The 23,798-nt window shown below is 32.1% G+C and carries 21 protein-coding genes; 16 read left to right on the top strand and 5 right to left on the bottom strand.

The window, feature by feature from the left end; all coding sequences use genetic code 11:
• Positions 1–22 precede the first annotated feature (22 nt).
• The gene (gene pfkA / locus ABD816_RS09500; protein WP_344926775.1) at positions 23–1,009 is read left to right on the top strand and encodes a 6-phosphofructokinase; all 987 of its coding nucleotides are present in this window, start codon (positions 23–25) and stop codon (positions 1,007–1,009) included.
• A gap of 55 nt (positions 1,010–1,064) precedes the next feature.
• Positions 1,065–1,427 (top strand): methylglyoxal synthase, encoded by a 363-nt coding sequence (locus ABD816_RS09495; protein ID WP_344926773.1) that lies wholly within the window; start codon positions 1,065–1,067, stop codon positions 1,425–1,427.
• A gap of 14 nt (positions 1,428–1,441) precedes the next feature.
• Here the strand turns inward: ABD816_RS09495 and ABD816_RS09490 are convergent, their stop codons facing one another.
• Positions 1,442–1,903, bottom strand: coding sequence for an Lrp/AsnC family transcriptional regulator (locus tag ABD816_RS09490; protein ID WP_344926770.1), 462 nt, complete (start codon positions 1,901–1,903; stop codon positions 1,442–1,444).
• Between the two features lie 154 nt (positions 1,904–2,057).
• On the opposite strand from ABD816_RS09490, the gene metE reads away from it, so the two are divergent.
• Positions 2,058–4,364, top strand: a complete 2,307-nt coding sequence (gene metE / locus ABD816_RS09485; RefSeq protein ID WP_344926768.1) for a 5-methyltetrahydropteroyltriglutamate--homocysteine S-methyltransferase — start codon at positions 2,058–2,060, stop codon at positions 4,362–4,364.
• A 117-nt stretch (positions 4,365–4,481) separates the two neighbouring features.
• Here metE and ABD816_RS09480 read toward each other — a convergent pair whose 3' ends face one another.
• Positions 4,482–4,862, bottom strand: a complete 381-nt coding sequence (locus ABD816_RS09480; RefSeq protein ID WP_344926766.1) for a RidA family protein — start codon at positions 4,860–4,862, stop codon at positions 4,482–4,484.
• A 106-nt stretch (positions 4,863–4,968) separates the two neighbouring features.
• Positions 4,969–7,746: a putative LPS assembly protein LptD gene (locus tag ABD816_RS09475; RefSeq protein ID WP_344926764.1), complete on the bottom strand. Its 2,778-nt coding sequence runs from the start codon at positions 7,744–7,746 to the stop codon at positions 4,969–4,971.
• A 196-nt stretch (positions 7,747–7,942) separates the two neighbouring features.
• Here ABD816_RS09475 and ABD816_RS09470 point away from each other — a divergent pair, with 196 nt between their 5' ends.
• The 8 genes from ABD816_RS09470 (at position 7,943) to ABD816_RS09435 (ending at position 17,372) form a co-directional block, all read left to right on the top strand.
• Positions 7,943–9,109 (top strand): N-acetylmuramoyl-L-alanine amidase family protein, encoded by a 1,167-nt coding sequence (locus ABD816_RS09470; RefSeq protein ID WP_344926762.1) that lies wholly within the window; start codon positions 7,943–7,945, stop codon positions 9,107–9,109.
• Positions 9,110–9,195: 86 nt separating this feature from the next.
• On the top strand, positions 9,196–10,140 hold the full coding sequence (locus ABD816_RS09465) for an MlaD family protein (RefSeq protein ID WP_344926760.1): 945 nt from the start codon (positions 9,196–9,198) through the stop codon (positions 10,138–10,140).
• 9 nt (positions 10,141–10,149) lie between these two features.
• Positions 10,150–11,475, top strand: a complete 1,326-nt coding sequence (locus ABD816_RS09460; protein WP_344926758.1) for a 4Fe-4S dicluster domain-containing protein — start codon at positions 10,150–10,152, stop codon at positions 11,473–11,475.
• 58 nt (positions 11,476–11,533) lie between these two features.
• Positions 11,534–11,980 (top strand): LNS2 domain-containing protein, encoded by a 447-nt coding sequence (locus tag ABD816_RS09455; RefSeq protein ID WP_344926757.1) that lies wholly within the window; start codon positions 11,534–11,536, stop codon positions 11,978–11,980.
• Between the two features lie 60 nt (positions 11,981–12,040).
• Positions 12,041–12,832, top strand: coding sequence for a (Fe-S)-binding protein (locus ABD816_RS09450; protein WP_344926755.1), 792 nt, complete (start codon positions 12,041–12,043; stop codon positions 12,830–12,832).
• A gap of 151 nt (positions 12,833–12,983) precedes the next feature.
• Entirely contained in the window at positions 12,984–13,469 is a 486-nt protein-coding gene (locus ABD816_RS09445; protein ID WP_344926753.1) for an ABC transporter ATPase, read from the top strand.
• Between the two features lie 5 nt (positions 13,470–13,474).
• Positions 13,475–16,402: a serine hydrolase domain-containing protein gene (locus ABD816_RS09440; RefSeq protein ID WP_344926751.1), complete on the top strand. Its 2,928-nt coding sequence runs from the start codon at positions 13,475–13,477 to the stop codon at positions 16,400–16,402.
• A gap of 76 nt (positions 16,403–16,478) precedes the next feature.
• Complete coding sequence (locus ABD816_RS09435; RefSeq protein ID WP_344926749.1) at positions 16,479–17,372, top strand: aldo/keto reductase; 894 nt, start codon at positions 16,479–16,481, stop codon at positions 17,370–17,372.
• Positions 17,373–17,690: 318 nt separating this feature from the next.
• Here the strand turns inward: ABD816_RS09435 and ABD816_RS09430 are convergent, their stop codons facing one another.
• Positions 17,691–18,590 (bottom strand): EamA family transporter, encoded by a 900-nt coding sequence (locus ABD816_RS09430; protein WP_344926748.1) that lies wholly within the window; start codon positions 18,588–18,590, stop codon positions 17,691–17,693.
• Positions 18,591–18,827: 237 nt separating this feature from the next.
• On the opposite strand from ABD816_RS09430, the gene ABD816_RS09425 reads away from it, so the two are divergent.
• From ABD816_RS09425 to ABD816_RS09405, 5 genes are all read left to right on the top strand, one after another.
• Positions 18,828–19,304, top strand: a complete 477-nt coding sequence (locus tag ABD816_RS09425; RefSeq protein WP_344926745.1) for a hypothetical protein — start codon at positions 18,828–18,830, stop codon at positions 19,302–19,304.
• A gap of 64 nt (positions 19,305–19,368) precedes the next feature.
• Positions 19,369–20,754: an RHS repeat domain-containing protein gene (locus ABD816_RS09420; protein WP_344926744.1), complete on the top strand. Its 1,386-nt coding sequence runs from the start codon at positions 19,369–19,371 to the stop codon at positions 20,752–20,754.
• Positions 20,755–20,834: 80 nt separating this feature from the next.
• Positions 20,835–21,554, top strand: coding sequence for a hypothetical protein (locus tag ABD816_RS09415; protein ID WP_344926742.1), 720 nt, complete (start codon positions 20,835–20,837; stop codon positions 21,552–21,554).
• Positions 21,555–21,675: 121 nt separating this feature from the next.
• Positions 21,676–22,584, top strand: a complete 909-nt coding sequence (locus ABD816_RS09410; RefSeq protein WP_344926740.1) for a hypothetical protein — start codon at positions 21,676–21,678, stop codon at positions 22,582–22,584.
• Between the two features lie 230 nt (positions 22,585–22,814).
• Positions 22,815–23,120, top strand: coding sequence for a hypothetical protein (locus ABD816_RS09405; RefSeq protein WP_344926738.1), 306 nt, complete (start codon positions 22,815–22,817; stop codon positions 23,118–23,120).
• Positions 23,121–23,249: 129 nt separating this feature from the next.
• Here the strand turns inward: ABD816_RS09405 and ABD816_RS09400 are convergent, their stop codons facing one another.
• A complete protein-coding gene (locus ABD816_RS09400; RefSeq protein WP_344926736.1) occupies positions 23,250–23,798 on the bottom strand; it encodes an RsmD family RNA methyltransferase in 549 nt (182 codons plus the stop codon).

Raw genomic sequence — 23,798 nt, 5'->3', positions numbered from 1 at the left:
TACTAAAAGAATATAAATCAATATGGCAAAAGAAATTGGAACTATAGGTGTGATGACATCAGGAGGAGATTCTCCAGGAATGAATGCTGCCATAAGAGCGGTTGCTCGTGCTTGTTCGTATTACAATGTGAAATGTATAGGCTTTTATAGAGGCTACCAGGGAATGATTGAGAATGATTATTGTGAAATGAATGCCAGAAGTGTACGCAATATAATCAGTAGCGGAGGTACCATTCTAAAATCAGCACGTTCTGACGACTTTAGAACTGCAGAGGGAAGAAAAAAAGCCGCAGATAATCTAAAAGAAATTGGAGTAGATGCTATGATACTGATAGGAGGTGATGGAACATTTCGTGGAGGGAAGCTTTTTAGTGAAGAACATGGTATTTCTGTTATTGGAGTTCCTGGGACGATTGATAATGATATTGCAGGGACAAATTTTACAATTGGGTATGATACTGCATTAAATACAGTTGTAGAGGCGATTGATAAAATACGAGATACAGCAAGCTCACATGATCGGTTATTTTTTGTAGAAGTCATGGGGCGTGATGCTGGATTTATTGCTTTGAACAGTGGTGTAGGAGCAGGAGCAGAGGAAATTTTAATACCAGAAGAAGATCTGGGACTAGACCGATTATTAGAGTCTTTAAAACGTAGTAAAAGATCAGGAAAAACCTCTAGTATTGTTGTGGTAAGTGAGGGTGATAAAATAGGAAAAAATGTGTATGAATTGGCTGATTATGTGACAGAAAATTTACCTAATTATGATGTTAGAGTAACAGTATTAGGGCACATGCAAAGAGGAGGTACGCCTACCTGCTTTGATAGAACGCTGGCTAGTAGATTATGCGTACGAGCTGTTGAATTGCTGCTGGATGGTGAAAAAAATGTAATGGTAGGTTTGATTAACAATAAGATTACTTTTACTAATTTTGAAGAAGGTTTAAAAGAAGATCACGGAATTAATAAAGAATTATTGCGTATCTCTGATATTCTTTCTGTGTAAAGAATTATCTAATCATTCCAAAAAGAGATTTTAAAAATTAAGTAATAAAATAGGTATGACCATAGCAATTATTGCTCACGACGGTAAAAAAGCGGAAATGGTGCAGTTTCTTAATGAACATCAGGAAATTCTGCATTCTAAAAGTATCAAATTAATTTCTACGGGAACTACGGGAGAAAAGGCAGCACGAGCTGGTTTTGAAGTAGAAGCACTATTATCGGGACCTCTGGGAGGAGATGCGCAAATTGCTGCCGCAGTAGCAGAAAAAAGAGTAGATATGGTTATCTTTTTTAGGGATCCTCTAGCTAAACATCCGCATGAACCTGATATTTTTATGCTAATGCGATTATGTGATGTTTATGATGTTCCATTAGCAACAAATCCCGCAACAGCAGAGTTGTTATTAAAAGCATTATAAAAGTATTATCTCATTTAGATCGGGACTGAATATGTATTTTTTATAATGCCCATAACAAAAGTGCTATGAGCACTCCCTATATTTTTAATGGAGCCTAACTCATTAATGACAAAATTTTGATAATCCTTCATATTTTCTACCACTATTTTTAGCAAAAAATCAAAATCACCAGAGATGTTATAACACTCTGTTACCTTGTGTAATGAAGTAATATCTTTGACAAATTTATTTCCTATTTCCTTAGTGTGCTCTTTTAAAGTGATATTGCAAAAGACTGTAAGAGATTTACCTACTTTTTCAGCATCTACTAAAGCAATATATTTTTTAATCACACCATTTTTTTCCAGGCGTCTTATTCTTTCATACACTGGAGTGTGAGATAAGTTAACCTGACCTGCTATTTCTTTTGTAGTAAGTTTACCATTCTTCTGAAGGATTTCTAATAATTTTAAATCAATATCATCTAAATTATGCATAGATAAATTTTCTTTTAAGTTAGAGGTAAAGATAGGTATAAAAATATTTTATCTATTATTTTTGTATTAAATAGTTTAATTATCTTATTATATATATTAATATAGATGTTATTTTTATGTTTTATAGATTTGAAAGAAATTTTAAATTCATAACATGAAATCAACTGTATTAGGCTACCCTAGAATTGGTGCACAAAGAGAACTCAAAAAATCGATTGAAAACTTTTGGAAAGAAAAGATCTCAGAGGAGGAATTATTTAAAATTTCTAAAGATGTAAGAACCAGAAACTGGATTATTCAAAAAGAAGCAGATATTGATATGATATCATCAAATGATTTCTCTCATTATGATCATATATTGGATATGTGTATCACTTTAGGTTGTATACCAGAAAGGTTTAAAAACCTAAAAGGTCTTCAGCAATATTTTGCTATGGCGAGAGGTCAACAAAAAGAAGGACTAGATGTAACTGCTATGGAGATGACAAAATGGTTTGATTCCAATTATCACTATATAGTACCTGAATTTGTCAAGCACCAAGAATTTTCTTTAAACACTAAAAAGATAGTTACTGAGTGGAAAGAAGCTTTAGCATTAGGAATAAAAACTAAACCGGTTATTGTAGGTCCCATCACATTTTTATTGTTAGGTAAAGAAAAGGAGAAAGGTTTTAATCGTTTAGAATTACTTGATAAAATTCTTCCGGTTTATGAAAAATTACTTAAAGAAATTGATTCTTTTGGTGTAGAATATCTTCAAATTGATGAACCTGTTCTGTCCTTAGACCTTAGTAAACAAGAGCAATTAGCAATTGTAAAAACGTATCAACATTTTAGTAAAATCAATGTTCGACTAAAAATTATCTTAGCTAATTACTTTGATTGTTATGGTGATAATTTGGATGTGGCAATCAATTTACCAGTAGATGTTTTTCACCTGGATTTAGTACGTTGTCCATTACAATTAGATGATATTCTTTCTCATCCTTCTTTCAGTACTGAAAAAATTCTATCATTAGGTGTCGTGGATGGTAGGAATATCTGGATCAATGATTTTGAAAGATCACTAAAGTATATTGAAAAAGTAACAGAGAAATTGGATAATCAACATATTTGGATAGCATCATCCTGTTCGTTTTTACATTGTCCCTATGATTTGGATTTAGAAAATACAAATAAAAAAATTGGCTTAGATGTAAAGCAGTGGTTGGCCTTTTCTAAGCAAAAGTTAAGAGAAATTTCTACATTAAAAGTACTAGCTACAACGCCGGGAAATGAGGATGCAAATAGTATTTTTAACGAAAATAAAAAGGCAAATCAGAATAGAAGGAAATCTGAGCTAATACATAATACTCTTGTAAAAGAACGTATTGATAAACTTACTAACTCTGATAGTCAAAGAATTTCTCAGTTTTCAGATCGACAATTACTACAAAAGGAAACTCTTGATTTACCATTATTTCCTACTACTACTATAGGTTCTTTTCCGCAGACTAAAAAAATAAGACAAACAAGAGCAAAATTAAAAAAAGGAGAGGTAACGCAAGAAGTATATGATGAATTTATTAGAAATGAAACAGAAGTAACTATTCGTTTTCAGGAAGAAGTTGGTTTAGATGTTTTAGTTCACGGAGAATTTGAACGAAATGATATGGTAGAATATTTTGGTGAGCAATTAGAGGGATTTGCATTTACCCAATATGGATGGGTACAAAGCTATGGTACTCGATGTGTTAAACCACCAATTATTTACGGGGATGTTTCCAGAGAAAAGGAAATGACAGTAAAATGGTCTTCATATGCACAATCTCTTACCAAAAAACCAGTAAAAGGCATGTTGACAGGACCTGTAACTATTCTTCAATGGTCTTTTGTAAGAGATGATCAGCCAAGATCTGTAACTTGCAATCAGATCGCATGCGCAATTCGTGATGAAGTAAAGGATTTAGAAAATGCAGGTTTAAAAGTTATACAAATAGATGAGCCTGCTATTAGGGAAGGATTACCATTGAGAAAAGAGGATTGGAAAAATTATTTGAATTGGGCAGTTAAGGCATTTAGAATATCTTCTAGTGGGGTAAAGGATGATACACAGATTCATACACATATGTGTTATTCTGAGTTTAATGATATCATTGAAAGTATTGCAGAAATGGATGCTGATGTAATTACGATAGAAACTTCTCGTTCTGAGATGGAATTGCTCGATGCATTTGTAGATTTTAAATATCCTAACGAAATTGGTCCTGGAGTATACGATATTCATTCTCCCAGAGTTCCAACTCAAAAAGAAATAGAAAATTTACTGGATAAAGCTTGTGACTTACTCCCGTATGAAAATATTTGGGTTAATCCAGATTGTGGATTAAAAACAAGAGATTGGCCTGAGACAAAATCGGCACTAGAAAATCTTGTTAAATCTGCTAGGAGTATGAGAGAAAAAATGTTTCAGTTAGTATAATGAACCTACACAATAGTAAAGATTCTGCTATTGCAAAACAGCAGAATCTTTATTTTAACAAATTTTATAAGATTGAGTTTAAAGAGTTATAATTAATTAAGTTGTTAAACTTTTTGATCATTGTACTGCTATTACAGATATTTCTACATTTACAAATTTAGGTAACGCAGCTACAGCAACGGTTTCTCTAGCAGGAGCAGTTGCATCATTAAAATAACTTCCATATACTTCATTTACTTGAGCGAAATTATTCATATCACTTAAAAAAATAGTAGTTTTTATAACATTTTCGAAACTCATATGCACCTCCTCCAGTATAGCCTTTAGATTTTGCATAACTTGTATCGTTTCTGTTTTTATATCATCTAATACCAGTGCTCCCGTTTCTGGATGAATTGCGATCTGACCTGAGGTATATAAGGTATTACCAGTTAAAATAGCTTGATTATAAGGACCTATAGGAGCAGGGGCTTTTGTAGTAGTTATTATTTTTTTCATGAGATAAAAATGATTTTAGTAGTATTATTTTAAACTTAAAAATGTTGAACAAATAACGCTAATGGCTTATTATATTACTTTTGAAAATAATTAATCTTTAGTAAAATTATAATTCTCTATCGGTTTCTCTTCTTTTATCGTATTTAATATCACTAAGAACAGATGATTTAATCCCTACAAAGAAATTCCAGGAAGTTCTGTCACTAAACGGAATCCAGTTAAAACTCATAAGCCAGCTATCAAGATCTCGTTGAAATCTTAAATTTGTATAAGTAAAGCCCGGATCCTTAAGGTCATATCCAGATGATACACCTACAGACCATTTAGGCGCCAATTCAACATCTCCAGAAAACATAATAGAATGGGATGATATTTCATTTTGTCTGGTACTATTACTATAATTTACGGCATAAGATAAACGTAATGACCATGGGATTTTGTAACTATAATGCTTAATATCTTTATTGGTTCCTTCTTTTTCTTTATCGAAGCTTCTTTCTTCACCAAAATCAGTACCACCACCAAAAAGATTATCTTGCCGTCCTCCATTTCTCAATGTTTGATTTTCTAAGGGATCTTCCTCTTTATTTCCCTTTTCAAAATCTGTGTTCGAAAAGGAGTATCCGAAATTAGCACTGGCAGAGGTTAATCTAAACAAGCTACCACCATTATTAATATTCCATACATCAATCTTTTGGTTATTATTATCTAATGCATATGGATCTAATTGTGTATTAAAGTTAATGTCTAGTTTATTTTGAATAATAGGAATATTTCCGCTTATTGATAAAGGGCTTAATTTTAGAGAGTCTCCTGCGATATTATAAGAAGTACTAAGACTTAAATTATTAAGAATAACTATTTTTTTTGATTCTGTAGCCGTAGTATCTTTACTTCGTACTTTAGCTTCAAGGTTATTGCTTAAAGAAAAACCAATACTACTGGAGAAAACATTACTTGGTGCTCCATAAAATCCACCTTCAAATCTTGAGTATTCCACAATTTCTTCTGTTTCTACAATATCAGGAGTATCTGGGTCATCTTCTACAGGTTGTGTGTACGTATCATAAAACTGATCAAAGGCAGGATTGATACTGTAGCTGATAGATGGACGCATAGTATGTCTAATTGCTTGTATCTTTTTACCTTCTTTAAATTTAAATGTCCCATAAATACTAGTTCCAAGACTAGCAGAAAAATTATAAGTTCTGTAAGAATCAAAACCTTTAATAGTATCTTGTACTACCTCTCCAGCTCCTTCATTAGCCGTTTCATCATAACTTTGTTTGATTGTTTCAAATACCCAATTCTCTTCAAAACTTGTTCCCATAGAAGCACTTAAGTAGTTGAAAATTTTAAAATTGGTACTTATGGGTATAGAGTGTTGCATTCCTATTTGTGCATCCTTGAACATATTGGATTTAAAAAGGAGACTATCCTGAGTAACTATTTTATTTTCACCTCTAAAATTATATTGTGTATTAATATTTTGGATGATTCCTTTTTTTGTACCAACCTTTGGAGCAAAAGGAAAAACTCTTGATACACTCGCACTTACATTAGGAAGTGATAAATTAACCACTTCAGTATTAGAGTTAGAGTTATGGGTTGCTGCAGCATTAAGATTTACCTGAGGGTCTCCCTGAAAAGTTTTAGAATATGAGATAGAAGAACTAATCTGGTTATTCAGGAAGTTACCAGTATTCAGTTGATTAGTAGATTGCCTGAAATAATCACTACTTCCAAAATTTACAGAAGCTGAGAAACGAGAATTAGGACTGGCTTTAGCATCCTGAGAATGTGTCCACTGAATATTGTATGCAGTAGATTGAGTAAAATCAGGAAACCCTCGTTCACTATTTAAATTGTTTTCATATCGCACTCTAAAATTACCTCTGTATTTATATCGTAAAGCATATGCTGATTCTGTTCTTAGGGTGTAACTACCATTAGTATAATAATCAGCAGTAATAGTTAGATCCGCATAATCACTTAATGCAAAGTAATATCCTCCATTCTGTAAAAAATATCCTCTGGTGTTTTCATCCCCATAGCTGGGAATCAAAAAACCAGAAGTTCGATCTTCTTCTAAAGGAAAATACCCAAATGGTAATCCTAAGGGCGTGGGTACATCAGCAATAAACATATTCACCAGACCTGTCACTATTTTCTTTTTAGGCACTAGTTTTATGCGTCTTGCATAGAAGTAATAATCAGCATTGTCAACATCCTCTGAGGTAGTAAACTTGACATTAGTCATATAAATAACAGAATCGTTAACTCTTTTTGATACTTCACCTTTTACATTCATTTCCCCTTGTTTTGTACGAGAATTATAAATAAGTGCTTTTTCTGTATCAAAGTTAAAACGGATAGAATCTGGTTTTACTTCGTTTTGTGCCTGTTTAAAAACAGGTGTTTGTGTATACTCACCAAGAGAATCTTTAATACCATATGCATACACTTCATTTTTTGAATTGTCTACAATAATAAGTCCGGCATTCATTTGTACATCACCATAGATAATTTCTGCATCTTTATAAAGATACATTTTGTTCTCTCTACGACTCAATTTCATATAGTCCGTAGCTTTATAGGTGACTTTATCTGTAAGCACAGGCGGTACACTATCTTTTTTGGTGGTATCCTGATCTTTTTCATTTAGAAGTAACTCTGCACTAGGATCAACAGTCTTTTTATCTACAGAAATTGTATCCTGTTCTTCCTGTATCGGTTTCTCATTTGTTTTTTCAACTTTTTGTGCACTTGTATAAAAAATACAGAATAGTGAAAAACTTAGTGAATAAAGTATGTTACGTACCGTTGTTTGCAATGGTTTAAATCCTATTTTTGTAAAACTATGGCTTAGTTTTTGAAGTCTCAAAATTACGTATATTTTTAATGTAGCAATTGTAATTATTAAAAAAATAAATTTTTATATCAAATAAGATAGTTCTACGTTATTTAAATAAAATTGGTTTGTACTTTAAAACAGTAGTAGGTACTACGGCTTTAGGATACTATATTAAATACGGAAACTATTAAGTAATGTTTCAAATAAAGATAGAATTTTATAAATGATGAGTAAGAATAAAATAATATATAACAATTTATGGGCTGTTTTAATTTGTGTGTTATCAACATATGCTAACTCTATCTATGCTTTAGATAATGACGATAATGATAAGTTTGTGGTTGTATTAGACGCGGGGCACGGAGGTCACGATCCCGGGAATAGGGGGAACGGTTATAAGGAAAAAGATATAGCACTAAAAGTCGTTTTATCTGTAGGTAAAGCATTAGAGGACGATGGAAGGTTTAAAGTAGTATATACGAGAAAAACAGATGAATTTATAGAATTACACGAAAGAGGAAAAATAGCAAATAAAGCAAAAGCAGATTTATTTGTATCCATCCATTGTAACTCACATAAATCTCAAGCTTTTGGAACAGAGACTTTTGTATTGGGATTGCATGCTAATGATGAAAATTTTAATGTAGCAAAAAATGAAAATTCCGTAATTCTCTTAGAAGATAATTATGAAGCAAATTATGAAGGATTTGATCCTAATTCTCCAGAATCATTAATAGGCTTAATGATTATGCAAGAAGAATATCTTGATCAAAGCCTTACACTAGCAAGTTTTGTACAGAATCGTTTTACTAAAACTTTAAAAAGAAAGAGTAGAGGTGTAAAACAAGCTGGTTTTGTAGTACTTCATCAAACATATATGCCAAGTGTTTTAATTGAATTAGGTTTTTTAACTAATAATAAAGAAGGAAAATATTTAAATTCTAAAAAAGGTCAATCTGACATGGCAACTTCTATTATTACTAGCATAGTTGATTATAAAGAAAGTCTGGATGCAGCATATTATATTCCTGAACCTGAAAAACCAGTTGTTTCTGATACGGTTACCAATAATTTTCCTATTGCAGAAACTGAAACTTTATCTGATGAAGAAGTAAATGTTAATGGAATCATATTTAAAGTTCAGATTTCTGCAGGGTCCACAGACATAGAATTACAACCTCAAAATTTTAATGGATTGGATCAGCTGTCTAAAGTTCAGGTAGGAGATGTATATAAATATTATTTTGGTAGTACGGGTAATTATAATTCAATCAATGAATTAAAAGCTACTGCAATCAATAAAGGTTTTGATTCTAGTTTTGTGGTTGCCTTTAAAAATAATGAACTAATTCCGCTTGATGAAGCCCTAAAAGCTGGGGCTGCTTCTAACTAATCTAAATAAATACTGATAATTCGTTTGTTAATAATCTACAGAAGTATATTTTTTATTCTAACTTTGTTTTCTAAAAATAAGCTATTTTGAAATTTACTCGCGAAGTTAAAACAGGAATTTTAGCACTGGTTGCTATTGCACTTTTGATTTTTGGTTATAGTTTTTTAAAAGGTAATAACCTTTTGAAAAATGACCGTACCTTTTATGCACTCTATGATAATGTAGAGGGATTGATTCCCTCTTCTCCTGTTACCATAAATGGATTGGTTGTAGGAAAAGTAATTTCGATTGATTTTGCTGATACCAGAGGAAAACTGGTGGTAGAATTCAATGTGGATAATGATTTTTCATTTTCTAGAAATAGTGAAGCCAAGGTGTATGGAGGAGGACTTATAGGAGGAAAATCATTAGCAATCATACCTGTTTATGAACAAGGGATGGAGGCTAAAGATCGTGATACACTTCCTGGTCGTGTGGAAGCTGGTTTGTTAGAATTAGTAAACGAAAAATTAACTCCGTTACAAGCAAAGTTAGAAACAGCAATATCAGATGCAGACACATTATTGACATCTGTAAATACAGTTCTATCGATAGATAATCAAAATAATCTAAATGCTATATTTAAGGATCTAAGCGTGACCGTCAAAAATTTCAAAGGAGTTTCTGGTTCTCTTAATAATTTATTATCTGGTAATCAAAATAAACTCGACAGAACATTCACCAATCTTGATGAAATGTCAACAGAGTTGAAACAATTTACAGGGAATCTATCAAAGGTAGATGTAGATAAGTTAGCATCTAATGTAGAAACTGTTCTGAATAATATAGATAAGACTGTTGGGAATTTAGATAATGGAACTTTAGGTAAACTTATGAAGGATGAAAAACTATATAACAATTTAGAAAAATCCACCAGACAATTAGAGTTATTACTACAAGATCTTAGATTAAACCCAAAGAGGTATGTTCATATTTCCGTATTCGGAAAAAATAACCAGCCTTATGAAAGTCATACAGATTCAATAAATTAGACCCAAATTATGCAGTATATTCCTAATATTTTATTTGTAATCGCATTAGCAGTAGGAGGTGGATATTTTACTCTTAATATTCGTAAAGTTATCCGTAATATTCGATTAGGTAGAGAAATAGACAGAACTGATAATAAAGGAGAACGATTTGGTAATATGGCTCGAATTGCCTTTGGTCAATCTAAAATGGTAAGAAGGCCAATTTCTGGATTATTACATCTGGTAGTTTATATTGGATTTGTGATTATAAATATTGAGGTTTTAGAAATTGTAATTGACGGAATTTTAGGAACTCATAGGATTTTTGCTTTTCTAGGTGGTTTTTATGACTTTTTAATTGCATCTTTTGAAATATTAGCCTTTTTGGTTCTTATTGCAGTAATCGTATTCTGGACGCGTCGTAATATTATTAAATTAAAACGTTTTTTGAGTCCTGAAATGAAAGGATGGCCTAAGAATGATGGAAACTTAATACTGTATTTTGAAGTAGTGTTGATGACATTATTTTTATGTATGAATGCTGTAGATCTTCAGTTACAGAATATGGGAGCTGAGCACTATGTTAAAGCTGGTTCTTATCCTATTAGTCAATATATTTCTCCACTGTTTAATGGATTGTCTGAAGGAACTTTAGTGCTCATAGAGCGGAGCGCGTGGTGGTTACATATTTTAGGAATTCTGGTTTTTCTCAATTACTTGTACTTTTCTAAACATCTCCATATTTTATTAGCGTTTCCTAATACTTATTATGGTGATTTAAACGCTCAGGGAAAATTAGATAATCTGGAGGCAGTAACCAAAGAAGTAATGCTCATGATGGATCCTACAGCTGATCCCTATGCTGCTCCTGCAGAAAATGAAGCAGAAGAAGTTCCTGTAGCTTTTGGTGCCTCTGACGTTACAGATCTCAATTGGGTGCAATTACTCAATTCTTATACTTGTACAGAGTGTGGACGTTGTACAAGTGAATGCCCTGCAAACCAAACAGGAAAGAAATTATCTCCTCGTAAGATTATGATGGACACCAGAGATCGTCTTACAGAAGTAGGTGAGAATATTGATAAGAATGGTAGTTTTGTAGATGATGGAAAAAAATTATTAAATGATTATATTACACCAGAAGAATTATGGGCTTGTACAAGTTGTAATGCTTGTGTGGAAGCCTGTCCAGTAAGTATAAGTCCGCTCTCTATCATAATGGATATGAGAAGGTATTTAGTCATGGAAGAAAGTGCTGCACCTATGGATCTTAATAATATGATGTCTAATATAGAAAATAACGGAGCACCTTGGCCATTTAATCAAATGGATAGATTAAACTGGAGTAAAGAGTAAAGGAATTAACCAAAACTATTAACCCATTAATTAAAAATAACCACAAGTTTTAGAAATTATGAAGAAGGAAGAAGTAGAAAAATTATTGCACGACAAAGTAGAAGCAGGAGAACATATTAGCCCTGTTTTACCAGAAGGTATCAAAAATTATCTGATTGATATTGATGGAACTATCACAGAAGATGTGCCAAATGAGGAGCCAGAACGTATGGCTACTTGTGAGCCATTTCCTGATGCATTAATTACGCTAAATAATTGGTATAAAGAAGGACATATCATCTGTTTCTTTACTTCTAGAACAGAAGAGCATAGAGAAGTGACAGAAAATTGGTTAAAAAAACATGGTTTTGACTATCATAGTTTATTGATGGGTAAACCACGAGGAGGAAACTATCATTGGATTGATAACCATTTAGTAAAAGCTACACGCTATACAGGTAAGTTTACTGAGTTAGTGGAAAGGGTAGTTACTATTGAGGTTTTTGATGATGGTAAACATGATTAAACACAGTCTTTTGTTTAATTTATTTTAAGCAAAATTGATAAGTATACATAAAAAATAAATATGAGTGAAGCGCTAAAGGTGCCAACAATGGCAGAGTATATGGCTGAAGGTAAAAAGCCAGAAGTTTTATTTTGGGTAGGATGTGCTGGTAGTTTTGATGATAGAGCTAAAAAAATCACCAAAGCATTTGTGAAATTACTACATAATGCCAAAGTAGATTTTGCTGTATTAGGTACCGAAGAAAGCTGTACAGGTGATCCTGCTAAACGTTCAGGGAACGAGTTTTTATTTCAAATGCAGGCAGTTACAAATATTGAGGTAATGAATGGCTATGAAATCAAAAAGGTTGTAACAGCTTGTCCTCATTGTTTTAATACCTTAAAAAATGAGTACCCGGCGCTCGGTGGTGATTATGAAGTAATGCATCATACACAGTTTCTGAAATCATTATTAGATGAAGGAAGATTAAAAGTAGAAGGTGGTAAATTTAGAGGTAAACGAATTACTTTTCATGATCCATGCTATTTAGGTCGTGCTAATAATGTATATGAAGCCCCCAGAGATTTATTAACTAAATTAGAGGTAGAGCTTGTAGAGATGAAGAGAAGCAAGCGTAACGGACTTTGTTGTGGAGCTGGAGGCGCACAAATGTTTAAAGAGCCTGAGCCAGGAGCTAAAGACATTAATATAGAAAGAACAGAAGATGCACTAGAGACACAGCCCGATATTATCGCAGCGGGTTGTCCCTTTTGTAATACTATGATGACAGATGGTGTTAAGGGTAAAGAGAAAGAAGATAGTATTGATGTTTTAGATGTTGCAGAAATGATTGCAAGCGCTCAGGATTTGTAAAATGAGTAAATAATATCAGATTGATTTTTGATAATTTATGAATCAAATCAATGTAATTGAAAAAAGAGTTAATATGTTATGCATATTAACTCTTTTTTGTTGCAACAATTAAAAATAGTTTTTGTTATTTTAGGAAATAAAAAGAAAGCAGATGTTAGTAGAATTTAATAAACTACCAGAAACCTCTAAGATTTGGATTTATCAAGCGAATAGATCCTTTACACCAGAGGAGTTAGAAGAAATAAAAAATAAATTAGATCAATTCATTACTAAATGGACTGCGCACGGAGCTGATCTCAATGCTGGATATGAAATTAAGTATAAAAGGTTTATAACGATAGCTCTGGATCAAAATATAAATCAGGCAACAGGTTGCTCTATTGATGCTTCCGTACATTTTATTCAGCAATTAGAAACTGATTATAAGGTAGATCTTATGGATAAAATGAATGTATCTTATAAACAAGGAGAATATGTAGCATATAAATCGTTAACAGATTTTAGAAAGATGGCTAAAAATCGATCAGTATCGCCTAATACTATTGTTTTTAATAATCTGGTTAATACAATTGCTGAGTATCGTTCTGATTGGGAAGTACCTGCAAAAGAAAGCTGGCATAACCGTTTCTTAAATTAATTTTTGTGCAAAAAACTATCAAAAAGCAAATTTCTTATATTATTTTCATTTGTTCTATTGCCTGCTTTTCTCAACAAGCAAATCCATTGATTTTGGAAAAGGAATATGAATCTCAACAAAGATGGGTTGACAGTATTTATAATAGGATGACATTAAAAGAAAAAGTAGGTCAATTATTTATGGTTGATGTATTTTCTTCTAAAAGTAAACAGGAAACTGATAAAATACATAAATTAATAGAAGATTTTTCTATTGGTGGAATTATTTTTTCTAAAGGAGGACCACAAAGACAAGCAAAGCTTACAAATGAATATCAGCAACTTTCTAAAATACCATTATTAATCGGTATGGATGCAGAGTGGGGTTTAGCAATGCGATTAGATTCTACCAAAGCATTTCCATGGAATATGACTTTAGGAGCAATTCAGGATAATAGCCTTGTCGAAGAAACAGGGAAACAAATAGCAAAACATTGCAAAAGGTTGGGAGTGCACGTTAATTTTGCTCCCGTAGTAGATATAAATACAAATCCAAAAAATCCAATCATTGGGAATCGCTCGTTTGGAGAAGATAAAGATAATGTAACGGCAAAATCGCTTGCCTTTATGAAAGGAATGCAGACAGAAGGTATATTATCAAGTGCTAAGCATTTTCCTGGTCATGGAGATACAGATAGTGATTCACATAAAACCCTGCCTACAATCAGTTTTGACGAACATAGAATTGATAGTATAGAGCTTTATCCCTATAAAACATTAATTAATGAAGGATTATCTAGTGTGATGACTGCACATCTCAATATTCCAAGCTTGGAACCCAGATCAGGATATCCCTCATCAATTTCGGAAAATGTAGTTACTAAATTATTAAAAGATAGTCTTAATTTTAATGGTTTAATCATTACAGATGCCTTAAATATGAAAGGTGCTTCAGATTTTAAATCACCCGGAGATATTGATCTAGCGGCTTTTTTAGCAGGAAATGATATTCTACTGATTTCAGAGAATGTACCTCTTGCATCTCAGAAAATAGTGTCTGCATATTATTCTGGAGCAATCACAGAGGAACGTTTAGCACATTCTGTCCGTAAAATATTATTTGCAAAATACAAGGTAGGTCTTCATAAATATAAAGAAGTAGAAGCAGCATATCTAACTGAAGAATTGAATAGCATAGGTAATGAAGTTCTTCATGAAAAATTGGTAGAAAATTCGCTCACAGTAATTAAAAATGACCAGGCAATTTTACCTGTTAAGAACCTTAATCTTAAAAAAATCGCTTATGTTTCTTTAGGAGATGATTCTGGGGATATATTTTATGAAGAGATGAATAAATACACACAGGTGGATTGGATAAAAGGCGCACAGTTGTCCGATATTATTGAGAAATTAAAAGCTTATAATTATGTTATTGTCGGGTTGCATAAATCAAATGCAAATCCCTGGAAGGATTATAAATTTACGGATAAAGAATTAGTCTGGTTATATGAAATTGCACGCCTAAACAATACAGTTTTAAGTGTTTTCTCAATGCCCTATGCTGTGTTGGACTTACAAACAACTGCAAATTTTAAGGGTATTTTGATGGCATATCAAAATAGTAAAACAGCACAACAAAAAGCAGCGCAATTGTTATTTGGAGCTATTGAAGCAACAGGGAGATTACCTGTTAGTCTTGGAGAAGATTTTCCAGAGGGAACGGGATATGATACAAAATCATTAAAAAGACTTTCTTATGGGATTCCGGAATCTGTTGGTATGAATTCATATAAGTTGAAACGTATTGACTCTATAGTAGAAATAACTTTAAGTGAAAAGATGGCTCCGGGTTTACAACTAATTGTAGCAAGAAAAGGGAAAGTTATTTTTGATAAAAGTTATGGGTATCATACGTATGATCAAACCAGAAAAGTAAAGAGTTCTGATATTTATGATTTAGCATCATTAACTAAAATTTTAGCGACACTCCCAGTAACTATGGAGCTTACAGATAAAGGGGTAATCTCATTAGATTCTAAGGTAGGTAGTTTATTGCCTTCTTTTGTAGGATCTAATAAAGAACATATCACAATAAGATCTATGTTATCTCATTATGCAAGATTAAAAGCATGGATTCCATTTTATATAAAAACCTTAGATACAGTTACTTCAAAACCTGATAAAAAGTATTATACGAATAAAGCTTCAGAAGAGTTTGGCATTAAGGTTGCCAATAACCTGTATCTTAGAAATGATATGAAAGATTCTTTAATGTTAAGAATCAAGGAGAGCGAATTACGTGATCGATTAAGTTATAAGTACAGCGATTTGCCTTATTATTTGATGAAATCGTATATAGAAAATTATTACGGTAGTTCATTAGCAGAAATTACTCAAGAACATTTCTATGCTCCTTTAGGAGCAAATAATACAGGTTATTTACCATTAAATAGATTTGATAAAAAACGAATTACGCCTACAGAAAATGATACTTCGTTTAGATATCAGGTCATTCATGGATACGTTCATGATCAGGGAGCAGCCATGTTTGGTGGTGTTGGAGGTCACGCTGGTTTATTTGCTAATGCCAATGATGTAACAAAAATAATGCAGATGTATCTTAATAAAGGATACTACGGAGGGAAGCAATACATAAGGCAGGAGATATTTGATCAATTTAACACCTGTACATATTGTGATCGGAGGGTAAGAAGAGGCGTAGGGTTTGATAAACCTCAATTAGGTTCTTCAGGACCAACTTGTGGATGTATATCAATGGAAAGTTTTGGCCATAGTGGGTTTACCGGTACTTTAACATGGGCAGATCCAGAAGAAGAGATTGTTTTTGTGTTCCTTAGTAACCGTACATTTCCCAATGCAGAAAATCGAAAACTAATATATAATAATATTAGATCAGAGATTCAGCGGGTTATTTATGAAGCAATCGATTATTAACTATTATACGTTAGATATTTAATTTGGTCATAGTTAATATACAAATCCCTTTTTCATGACCATAACTTAAAGAATTATGAGCATGTTAATATCAGAAAAAGACCCAAAATTTTCTAGAATAGTGGCAGGATGTATGAATTGGGGCATACATTTATCTGTAGAACAGTGTCGTAAACTGATAGAAGATTGTCTTAGTATAGGTGTAACCACATTTGATCATGCTGATATTTACGGACATTATACTGTAGAAGCATTATTCGGAAATGCGATGAAAGGAGCATCTTCTATACGAGAACAGGTTCAATTAATTACCAAGTGCGGAATTCGATTGGTTACACCAAACCGTCCACAAAACTTGATTAAATCTTATAAAACTACCAAAACGTATATTATTGAATCTGTAGAAAGGTCTTTGAAGAATTTGCAAACCGATTATATCGATATGTTATTGATTCATAGACCTAGTCCTTTAATGAATCCATCAGAAATAGCAGAGGCATTCTTACTACTAAAATCGGAAGGGAAAGTATTGAATTTTGGAGTTTCTAATTTTACAGCTACCCAATTTGATATGTTGAATTCTTATGTCCATTTGCAAACCAATCAAATTGAGATTTCTCCGTTACAGTTAAGTCCATTCACAGATGGTAGATTAGATCAATGTTTATTACATAAAATCAAGCCAATGGCATACTCCGTTTTAGGAGGAGGTATATTTTTTGATAAAAGACCAACAGCTCAAGTAATGCGAATCAATACAGTGGTCAATCAATTAAACAAAAAATACAATACAACTTCTGATCAGATAGTATTGGCGTGGGTTATGAAACATCCATCAGGAATTTTACCAGTTATGGGATCTACAAAAATACATCGAATAGAAGCTGCAGTCGAATCGATGACTATTCAGCTAACCGATGAAGAATGGTTTATGATTTGGCAAGCTTCTGTAGGAGAGGAAGTTGCATAGAATTTAAAATTGTTTTGTAATAATTTTAAAAAAAAGATAAAAAAAAGTGGATTTATAGGGTAATAAAACTACTCATTAAGACACTTATATATAGGTAATGACAAATTTAAATACTGTGGTAGGCATTTAGGTTTATTATGTTGTTACTAAAAAAAATCAAGAGCTACAGTAGGAAATAGGGGTATGGACTCTGTAGCTCGATTTTTATGACAGTATCATAAAAGTACAATTCTTATTATTCTTCCTTATTGAAATTTAGTAGAAATCTTGATGTAATGTGTCATTACATTATTCAATCCTGATAGTCTTTGTAGTAATTTAAGTATATAGTATTAATCCAACACCCAATAAAATACCAAAAAGAGGAATTAATTTTTTTCGTTTATTCTTTTCTTTAAATATGAGTCCTCCTGCGATTACCGCGATAAATATTTGACTTCTTTTGATAGCAGATAATAACATGATTAAAGCCTCGGGGTCTTGTAATGCTTTAAAATAAAAATAATCAGCAGCTTGTAATAAGATACCTACGATCGGAATACTCCATCTCCATATAAAAGTGCTTCTTTTCTGTGGGAATGGAAACCAGGTAATAGTTAGTATGCCTAAAAGTATCAGTACAACATACAAACAAAACCAAAATTGGAGGGTCTGAGGTTGTAGTCCTTGATGTTGTATTAAAAATTTATCATACAATCCACTGGAAGCTCCTAAAAATGTAGCGCCAATAATTGCAAATATCCATTTATTTTTTTTAAAATTAATTCCTTCTTTCTTACCAACCTTAGCATATAAAAACACAGAAAGTAAGATTATAAAAAAACCTATCCATTGCCAGAAATTAGGGCGTTCTTGATATATAAAAATAGCACCTATGAATGTGAAAAAAGGACCTCCAGAACGTATTGGGGTAACGATCGTAATGGGCAGGTGCTTAAGGGCTTGATATGCTAATACCCAAGAGCACGCCATAATCACAGATTTTATAAATATAAATCCGTGTACTCTCCAGGAAACTTCAGTAATATAAAAACCATATTGCTGCATATGTTCTGGTAAAAATCTAGAAAGTACATACACAGGAGCAAGTAATAATAAGCCAGATAACGTGGTACACAGAAGTACTGGAAATGCTTCATTACCATGTACTGCATGTTTCTTACAAAGATTGTGTAAACCTAAAAATAAAGCCGATAATAAACCCAAATACATCCACATGGGCGCGAAGATACTTCTTTGAGTTTTTTTGCCAAATTAACAAGAAATTTATTTTTAAATAAGTAGTTTTTTCAAAGTTATTGACGTAAACAGTAATTTTTGAAACCATTCTTTAATGGAAATAAATCTTGAAAAATCTATAGTTTTGAAAGATTTGTAAAAAAAGTCACTTTTTAGGGGTAATAAATTAACTATATAAGATGATTATAATGAAACCGGACAATTTGTAATTAACTAATGCAGAAAAAGAAAATAAATAAAATATTGATCATTGCAGTAGCTTTAATTTGGGGAGTGGTAACTTATAAATTTGCAGCTCCTTATTTTATGACAACTGATACTGTGGTAACTGCAGATGTATTGGTAAAACCTTCACAAACATTTTTGCGTAAGAAGGATACATTCCGTCTTACTATTCCGGAACGTGATCCATTTTTAGGAAAAATAAGACGCGAAAAGAAAAAAGTAATAACTACTTCATCAAAACCCAGAAAGGTCTCTAAAGTAAAGTCATCAAAACCTTGGCCAAAAATTGAATATTTAGGGTTTGTTAAATCCAAAGAAAGTACTTCTAGATTAGGACTTTTACGAGTGAATGGTATTTTAAAGCGAGTACGTAATAGAAGTCAGGTAGGGGATATTATTGTTAAAAAAATAAGCAAAGACAAGATATCTATTCAGTTTCAAAAAGAGATTAAAGATTTTAGAAAATAATTGTACTATCAATTGAATTCAGGATTTATAAGAAAGGAGATTTTTTGTAACTGATAAAGATTTAATGACCCTTCTCTTAACAGAACATCATATCTATGGAAGTAACCGATTAGGACTAGAAGAAAAACGAATCAAGGTTGAAGAAGGGAGCACATTGATCAAAAATATGTTCACTAATGTGGTAGGAGATAAACGGTATGAATTATCTAATCACTTAGGTAATGTATTAAGTGTAGTTACTGATAGGAAATTAGTATCTTTACAGAGTGGAGTAACAAGTTTCACTCCAGACGTTCTTACATATAGTGACTACTATCCTTTTGGGATGTTACTGCCGAATAGACACGGTAACAGTGCAGATTACAGGTATGGCTTCCAGGGACAGGAGCTAGACAATGAGATCAAAGGGGAAGGGAATTCTGTAAACTATAAGTTTAGGATGCACGATCCTAGAGTGGGTAGATTTTTTGCTGTGGATCCATTGGCTAAAAAGTATGCGTATAATTCTCCATATGCATTTTCTGAAAATAGGGTAATAGACGGTTATGAATTGGAAGGTCTTGAAGTTATAGTTGATAATAATGGTAAAGGAACAGAATATGGAGTTCAAGATGGAGATGGTCCAACTCAAGTAGCGAAAGAAGTAAATGATTTTGCAGAAGCCCATAATTTACCAGCGGTTACGTGGCAAGATATTGTAGCTTGGAATAGAAGTGATTATATATCAAAAGGAGATTGGAAAAATACGGAGAATCTGAGTGATGTAAATAGTAGTGTATATAGAAATCTAAATATTAATGAAGGAGATGTTTTGAATTTATACCTAAATTATCCTAGATCTGAGGTTTATATTAATCCAGAGCCTATGAATTCTGGTTTTACAACTATGATTGGTAGTGAAGATGTAGCTGGGGGATTTGGATTAGGTGCCTATGCAGGAGCTATGGGGTTTCTTGTTCCTGAAAAGTTGCCGTTTTGGGAATCAGGATCATTTGTTTCAATATCTTCTGCTGGGCTTGCTATGGCAATTGCAAAATCTCCAGGAGCAGATGCTTCTGCTCAATTGGGGGCAATAACTTTTTTGGATACACAAGCAGTTAGTTTGAAAGGTTTGTTGGAAAAAACTCAATCCATTACTATATCAGGTCAATTCATTTCCCCTTTAGGAGTTGGGGGTAAATATACAAATGTTTCCACAGTAGGAGATGTTTATAATATAAATATGGCAGGAGTAGCTGTTGGGGTTCCTGGGGGAGGAGTTTCTATTTCGGATTCAAAGAATGGTATAAGTAAAGTTGAGGTTAGTGGTTTACAAACTGAATTGGATTCAATTTTGCGGGTACAAGAGATATTGATATATCATCAAGATCACCCTGTTTTTAATAAGTGGAATAAAGAAAACATAGAGAAAAGAATCAAAAGCGGTGAGTTTAACAGAATTAAATTGTAGTTATGAATTTTAAAAATTGTTTTAATTTTTTTATTTATTTCATCATTTCAATTTTCGTTTTTAGTTGTGGAAATATGAGGATGGAAGATTTAAAAAAAGATGTTTACTTGGAATTAGAAAATTTAGGTATCAATGCTAATGTTATAATTGATGAGATAGATGAAGGTATTCAGGTATCAATAGCAATTAAAAAGCCTTATAATATATTAGAGACTGATTTTCAAGATATTTTGATTTCTTACTTAGTTTATAAATTAAAGGATAGTATAGGCTCAGATGAAACCATAAAGTTTGTTGTTTTTTTAGATAAAGAGGAAAAAATAAATGTTAGGGAAGTAGGTTATGATTTTAAAATGATACAAAACCTAGAGTATTCTAGTAATGTTAGCTTTCTTAATTTAATTAATAATTGCTTGAAGAACTTTGAAAAAGGAGATGTAACTAGGTTTAATTATTCTATTATCTCTATGAGTAATAATTTTCCAGAGGTTGTAGAAAAGAAAACTTTTTTTAATTTGTTATATGATTTTTCAAAAAATAATGATAAAACCCCTGAAAGTAATATTGATGAGTCAACTTTAATACTGTTATATTTTTATTATCTAGACACTATGAAAGAAGTGGATGATTTAGAATATGTTAAAAGTGCTAAACGAATTGTGAAAATAATTCCAAAATTATGGTATATTAAAAAAGGTACAGATATTAATGAAGAAGAGTATAGGCTTTCAGAAATTTTATTAAAAAATAAACGTAATAAAGATTATGTCCGTTCCTCCGCTCGTTCTAGTATGCCATGATGGCTAGTGCCAGTTTGCAACTGGTACCGTCAGAGCTTGGTAGAGTAATAAAATAAAGAATATATAAAAGCTGCTTAATGATAAGTAGCTTTTTTTAAATAATTAATTAAAATAAATAAAAATGATTAGAGTATTAAAGTATGGATTAGTAGTGTTGATACAGGTTTTGATTTTTCAAGCATGTAGTAAGGATGATGGCGGAGATTCTGATACTACTATTGAAGAAGAAGTTGTAAGTGTAGAGGAAAAGATATATACAGGTAATATTATTGTAACTACTCAGCAAGAACTAGAAGATTTTACAGTATTGGGATATACTCAAATAGTAGGTGATTTAGAAATATCAGGTACGGATGATCTTTCATCCTTGCAGAATCTTAATAAAGTTACTGGTACATTTTTTATCCAAGAGAACCCGGATTTAAAAAACCTTATAGGTCTATCAGGGCTTAAATTAGTAGATGGTTTTATGTTAATAAATGAGAACGACTCTCTAGTAGTTCTAGATGGTCTTGAAAATTTAGAAATAGCTTCGTCTTTGTATATTACATCAAACGATAACCTGGAGTCTATTAATACTTTTGAAAATTTAGTTTCTGTGGGTAGTTTAAAGATAGGTTATAATGAGAAATTGAAAACGATAAAAGATTTTAGCACGTTAGAGAGATTGGGGTTATTGGATATAGATGATAATGGTGCATTGACTGAAATTTCGGGTTTTCCTAAAGTAACAGAAATAAGAGGGCAAGCATATATTCAAAATAATACTTCATTACCTAATTTGGCATTTTTATCCTCGATAACAAGAGTAGGGATAACACTTTTTATAAAAAATAATCTTTCTTTAGAAACGCTAACAGACTTATCTAATTTAAAAACGATTGAGAATGGTTGTGTTATAGAAAACAACACGAATCTAAAGGATTTTTGTGGGTTACAGAACACAGAAATAAAAAGTTCTGTTTACACAGTTACAGGTAATGAATATAATCCATCTAAAGAAGAGTTGGGTACTACCTCTTGTAAGTAAATTAGCCTCTGATGGTCTTAGTATACCGTTATTATTAGTGCCTAGTACGCAACTGGTACCATGACAGCTTTGAGTATGAGTAAAATAAATGATAGAAGCTGCTTAGTGATAAGCAGCTTTTATTATTTTTAAGAATACGCTTTTTTAGCATTAAAATCCCAGATAAGAACATCTAGAGAATAATAAACTTGATGTAAAAGAAGCTAAGTTAATAGAAGAGGAATAAAAAAATGAATGAGTATGAAGAGTTACGCAAATATATTTTTAAATATTACGGAGAACCCTTAACAGAAGAAGAAGTAAAAACATGGCATAAAATCATATACGAATCAAAAAAAATGAAAAGAAAATCAATTAATGATTCAGATAAAATAAAATTTTATAAAGAGACTATTGATAGGGTTTTGAGGGAACATAAAGATTTAGTTTTTATTAATAGATGTAGTATTTGTAATATTTTAGCTAGAACACCATTTTCCATTAGATGTAGAAATGGTCACAAAAAGGATGAAGGCGTTTGGGTTGATCCTTTATAGTGCCAGTTTGCAACTGGTACCTTCACAGCTTGGTTAGATCTAGGATTATAAATAAAGATAAAAGCAGCTTAGTGATAAGTGGCTTTTGTTGTTATGATTTCTCGTCCTTAAATAAGCTTATATTAACATCTACTCAGATTTCTCAAAAAAACTAAAAACAGATCCGCCATATTTTCTGGAGTTTCTAAAATTTGGAGCATCTTCAATATTTGTATGTTTAGAGTGTTCGATAATTAAAAGCCCATCATCCTGAAGTAGATTTTTTTCAAAAACTAAGGTGGCAATATTTTTAAACTGCTCTACACTAAAGTCATAGGGTGGATCTGCAAAAATCAGATCATATTTCCTATGTGATTTTGACTTTTCCAGATATTTATAAACATCACTTTTTATAACATCAATAGGAAAGTCGAGCTCTGTAGCAATACTTTTGATATAACTAACGCATGCATAATTAGCATCAACCGCTGTAATTTGTTGTGTTCCCCGTGACCCAAATTCGTAGCTGATATTACCGGTTCCCGCAAAAAGATCTAATAAAGTTACTTGAGAAAATATAAAATGATGATTCAATATATTAAATAACCCTTCTTTTGCCATATCTGTAGTTGGGCGCACGGGTAATTTTTTAGGTGCCTGTAGTCGTTTCCCTTTATAAGTTCCTGAAATTATTCTCAT

Origin of the sequence: Aquimarina addita (genome assembly GCF_039539305.1) — a bacterium.
In the GTDB taxonomy this organism is placed as follows: domain Bacteria; phylum Bacteroidota; class Bacteroidia; order Flavobacteriales; family Flavobacteriaceae; genus Aquimarina; species Aquimarina addita.
This window is presented reverse-complemented; position numbering and strand designations above follow the sequence as displayed.

Bases quoted from the DNA above. Each gene is read 5' to 3' on its own strand.
- ABD816_RS09490 (WP_344926770.1), bottom strand. From the start codon at position 1,903: ATGCATAATTTAGATGATATTGATTTAAAATTATTAGAAATCCTTCAG.
- ABD816_RS09455 (WP_344926757.1), top strand. From the start codon at position 11,534: ATGAAGAAGGAAGAAGTAGAAAAATTATTGCACGACAAAGTAGAAGCA.
- ABD816_RS09435 (WP_344926749.1), top strand. From the start codon at position 16,479: ATGAGCATGTTAATATCAGAAAAAGACCCAAAATTTTCTAGAATAGTG.
- ABD816_RS09430 (WP_344926748.1), bottom strand. From the start codon at position 18,590: ATGTGGATGTATTTGGGTTTATTATCGGCTTTATTTTTAGGTTTACAC.
- ABD816_RS09480 (WP_344926766.1), bottom strand. From the start codon at position 4,862: ATGAAAAAAATAATAACTACTACAAAAGCCCCTGCTCCTATAGGTCCT.
- ABD816_RS09470 (WP_344926762.1), top strand. From the start codon at position 7,943: ATGAGTAAGAATAAAATAATATATAACAATTTATGGGCTGTTTTAATT.
- ABD816_RS09450 (WP_344926755.1), top strand. From the start codon at position 12,041: ATGAGTGAAGCGCTAAAGGTGCCAACAATGGCAGAGTATATGGCTGAA.
- ABD816_RS09400 (WP_344926736.1), bottom strand. From the start codon at position 23,798: ATGAGAATAATTTCAGGAACTTATAAAGGGAAACGACTACAGGCACCT.
- ABD816_RS09495 (WP_344926773.1), top strand. From the start codon at position 1,065: ATGACCATAGCAATTATTGCTCACGACGGTAAAAAAGCGGAAATGGTG.
- ABD816_RS09420 (WP_344926744.1), top strand. From the start codon at position 19,369: ATGACCCTTCTCTTAACAGAACATCATATCTATGGAAGTAACCGATTA.
- metE (WP_344926768.1), top strand. From the start codon at position 2,058: ATGAAATCAACTGTATTAGGCTACCCTAGAATTGGTGCACAAAGAGAA.
- ABD816_RS09445 (WP_344926753.1), top strand. From the start codon at position 12,984: ATGTTAGTAGAATTTAATAAACTACCAGAAACCTCTAAGATTTGGATT.
- ABD816_RS09425 (WP_344926745.1), top strand. From the start codon at position 18,828: ATGCAGAAAAAGAAAATAAATAAAATATTGATCATTGCAGTAGCTTTA.
- ABD816_RS09460 (WP_344926758.1), top strand. From the start codon at position 10,150: ATGCAGTATATTCCTAATATTTTATTTGTAATCGCATTAGCAGTAGGA.
- pfkA (WP_344926775.1), top strand. From the start codon at position 23: ATGGCAAAAGAAATTGGAACTATAGGTGTGATGACATCAGGAGGAGAT.
- ABD816_RS09405 (WP_344926738.1), top strand. From the start codon at position 22,815: ATGAATGAGTATGAAGAGTTACGCAAATATATTTTTAAATATTACGGA.
- ABD816_RS09410 (WP_344926740.1), top strand. From the start codon at position 21,676: ATGATTAGAGTATTAAAGTATGGATTAGTAGTGTTGATACAGGTTTTG.
- ABD816_RS09415 (WP_344926742.1), top strand. From the start codon at position 20,835: ATGGAAGATTTAAAAAAAGATGTTTACTTGGAATTAGAAAATTTAGGT.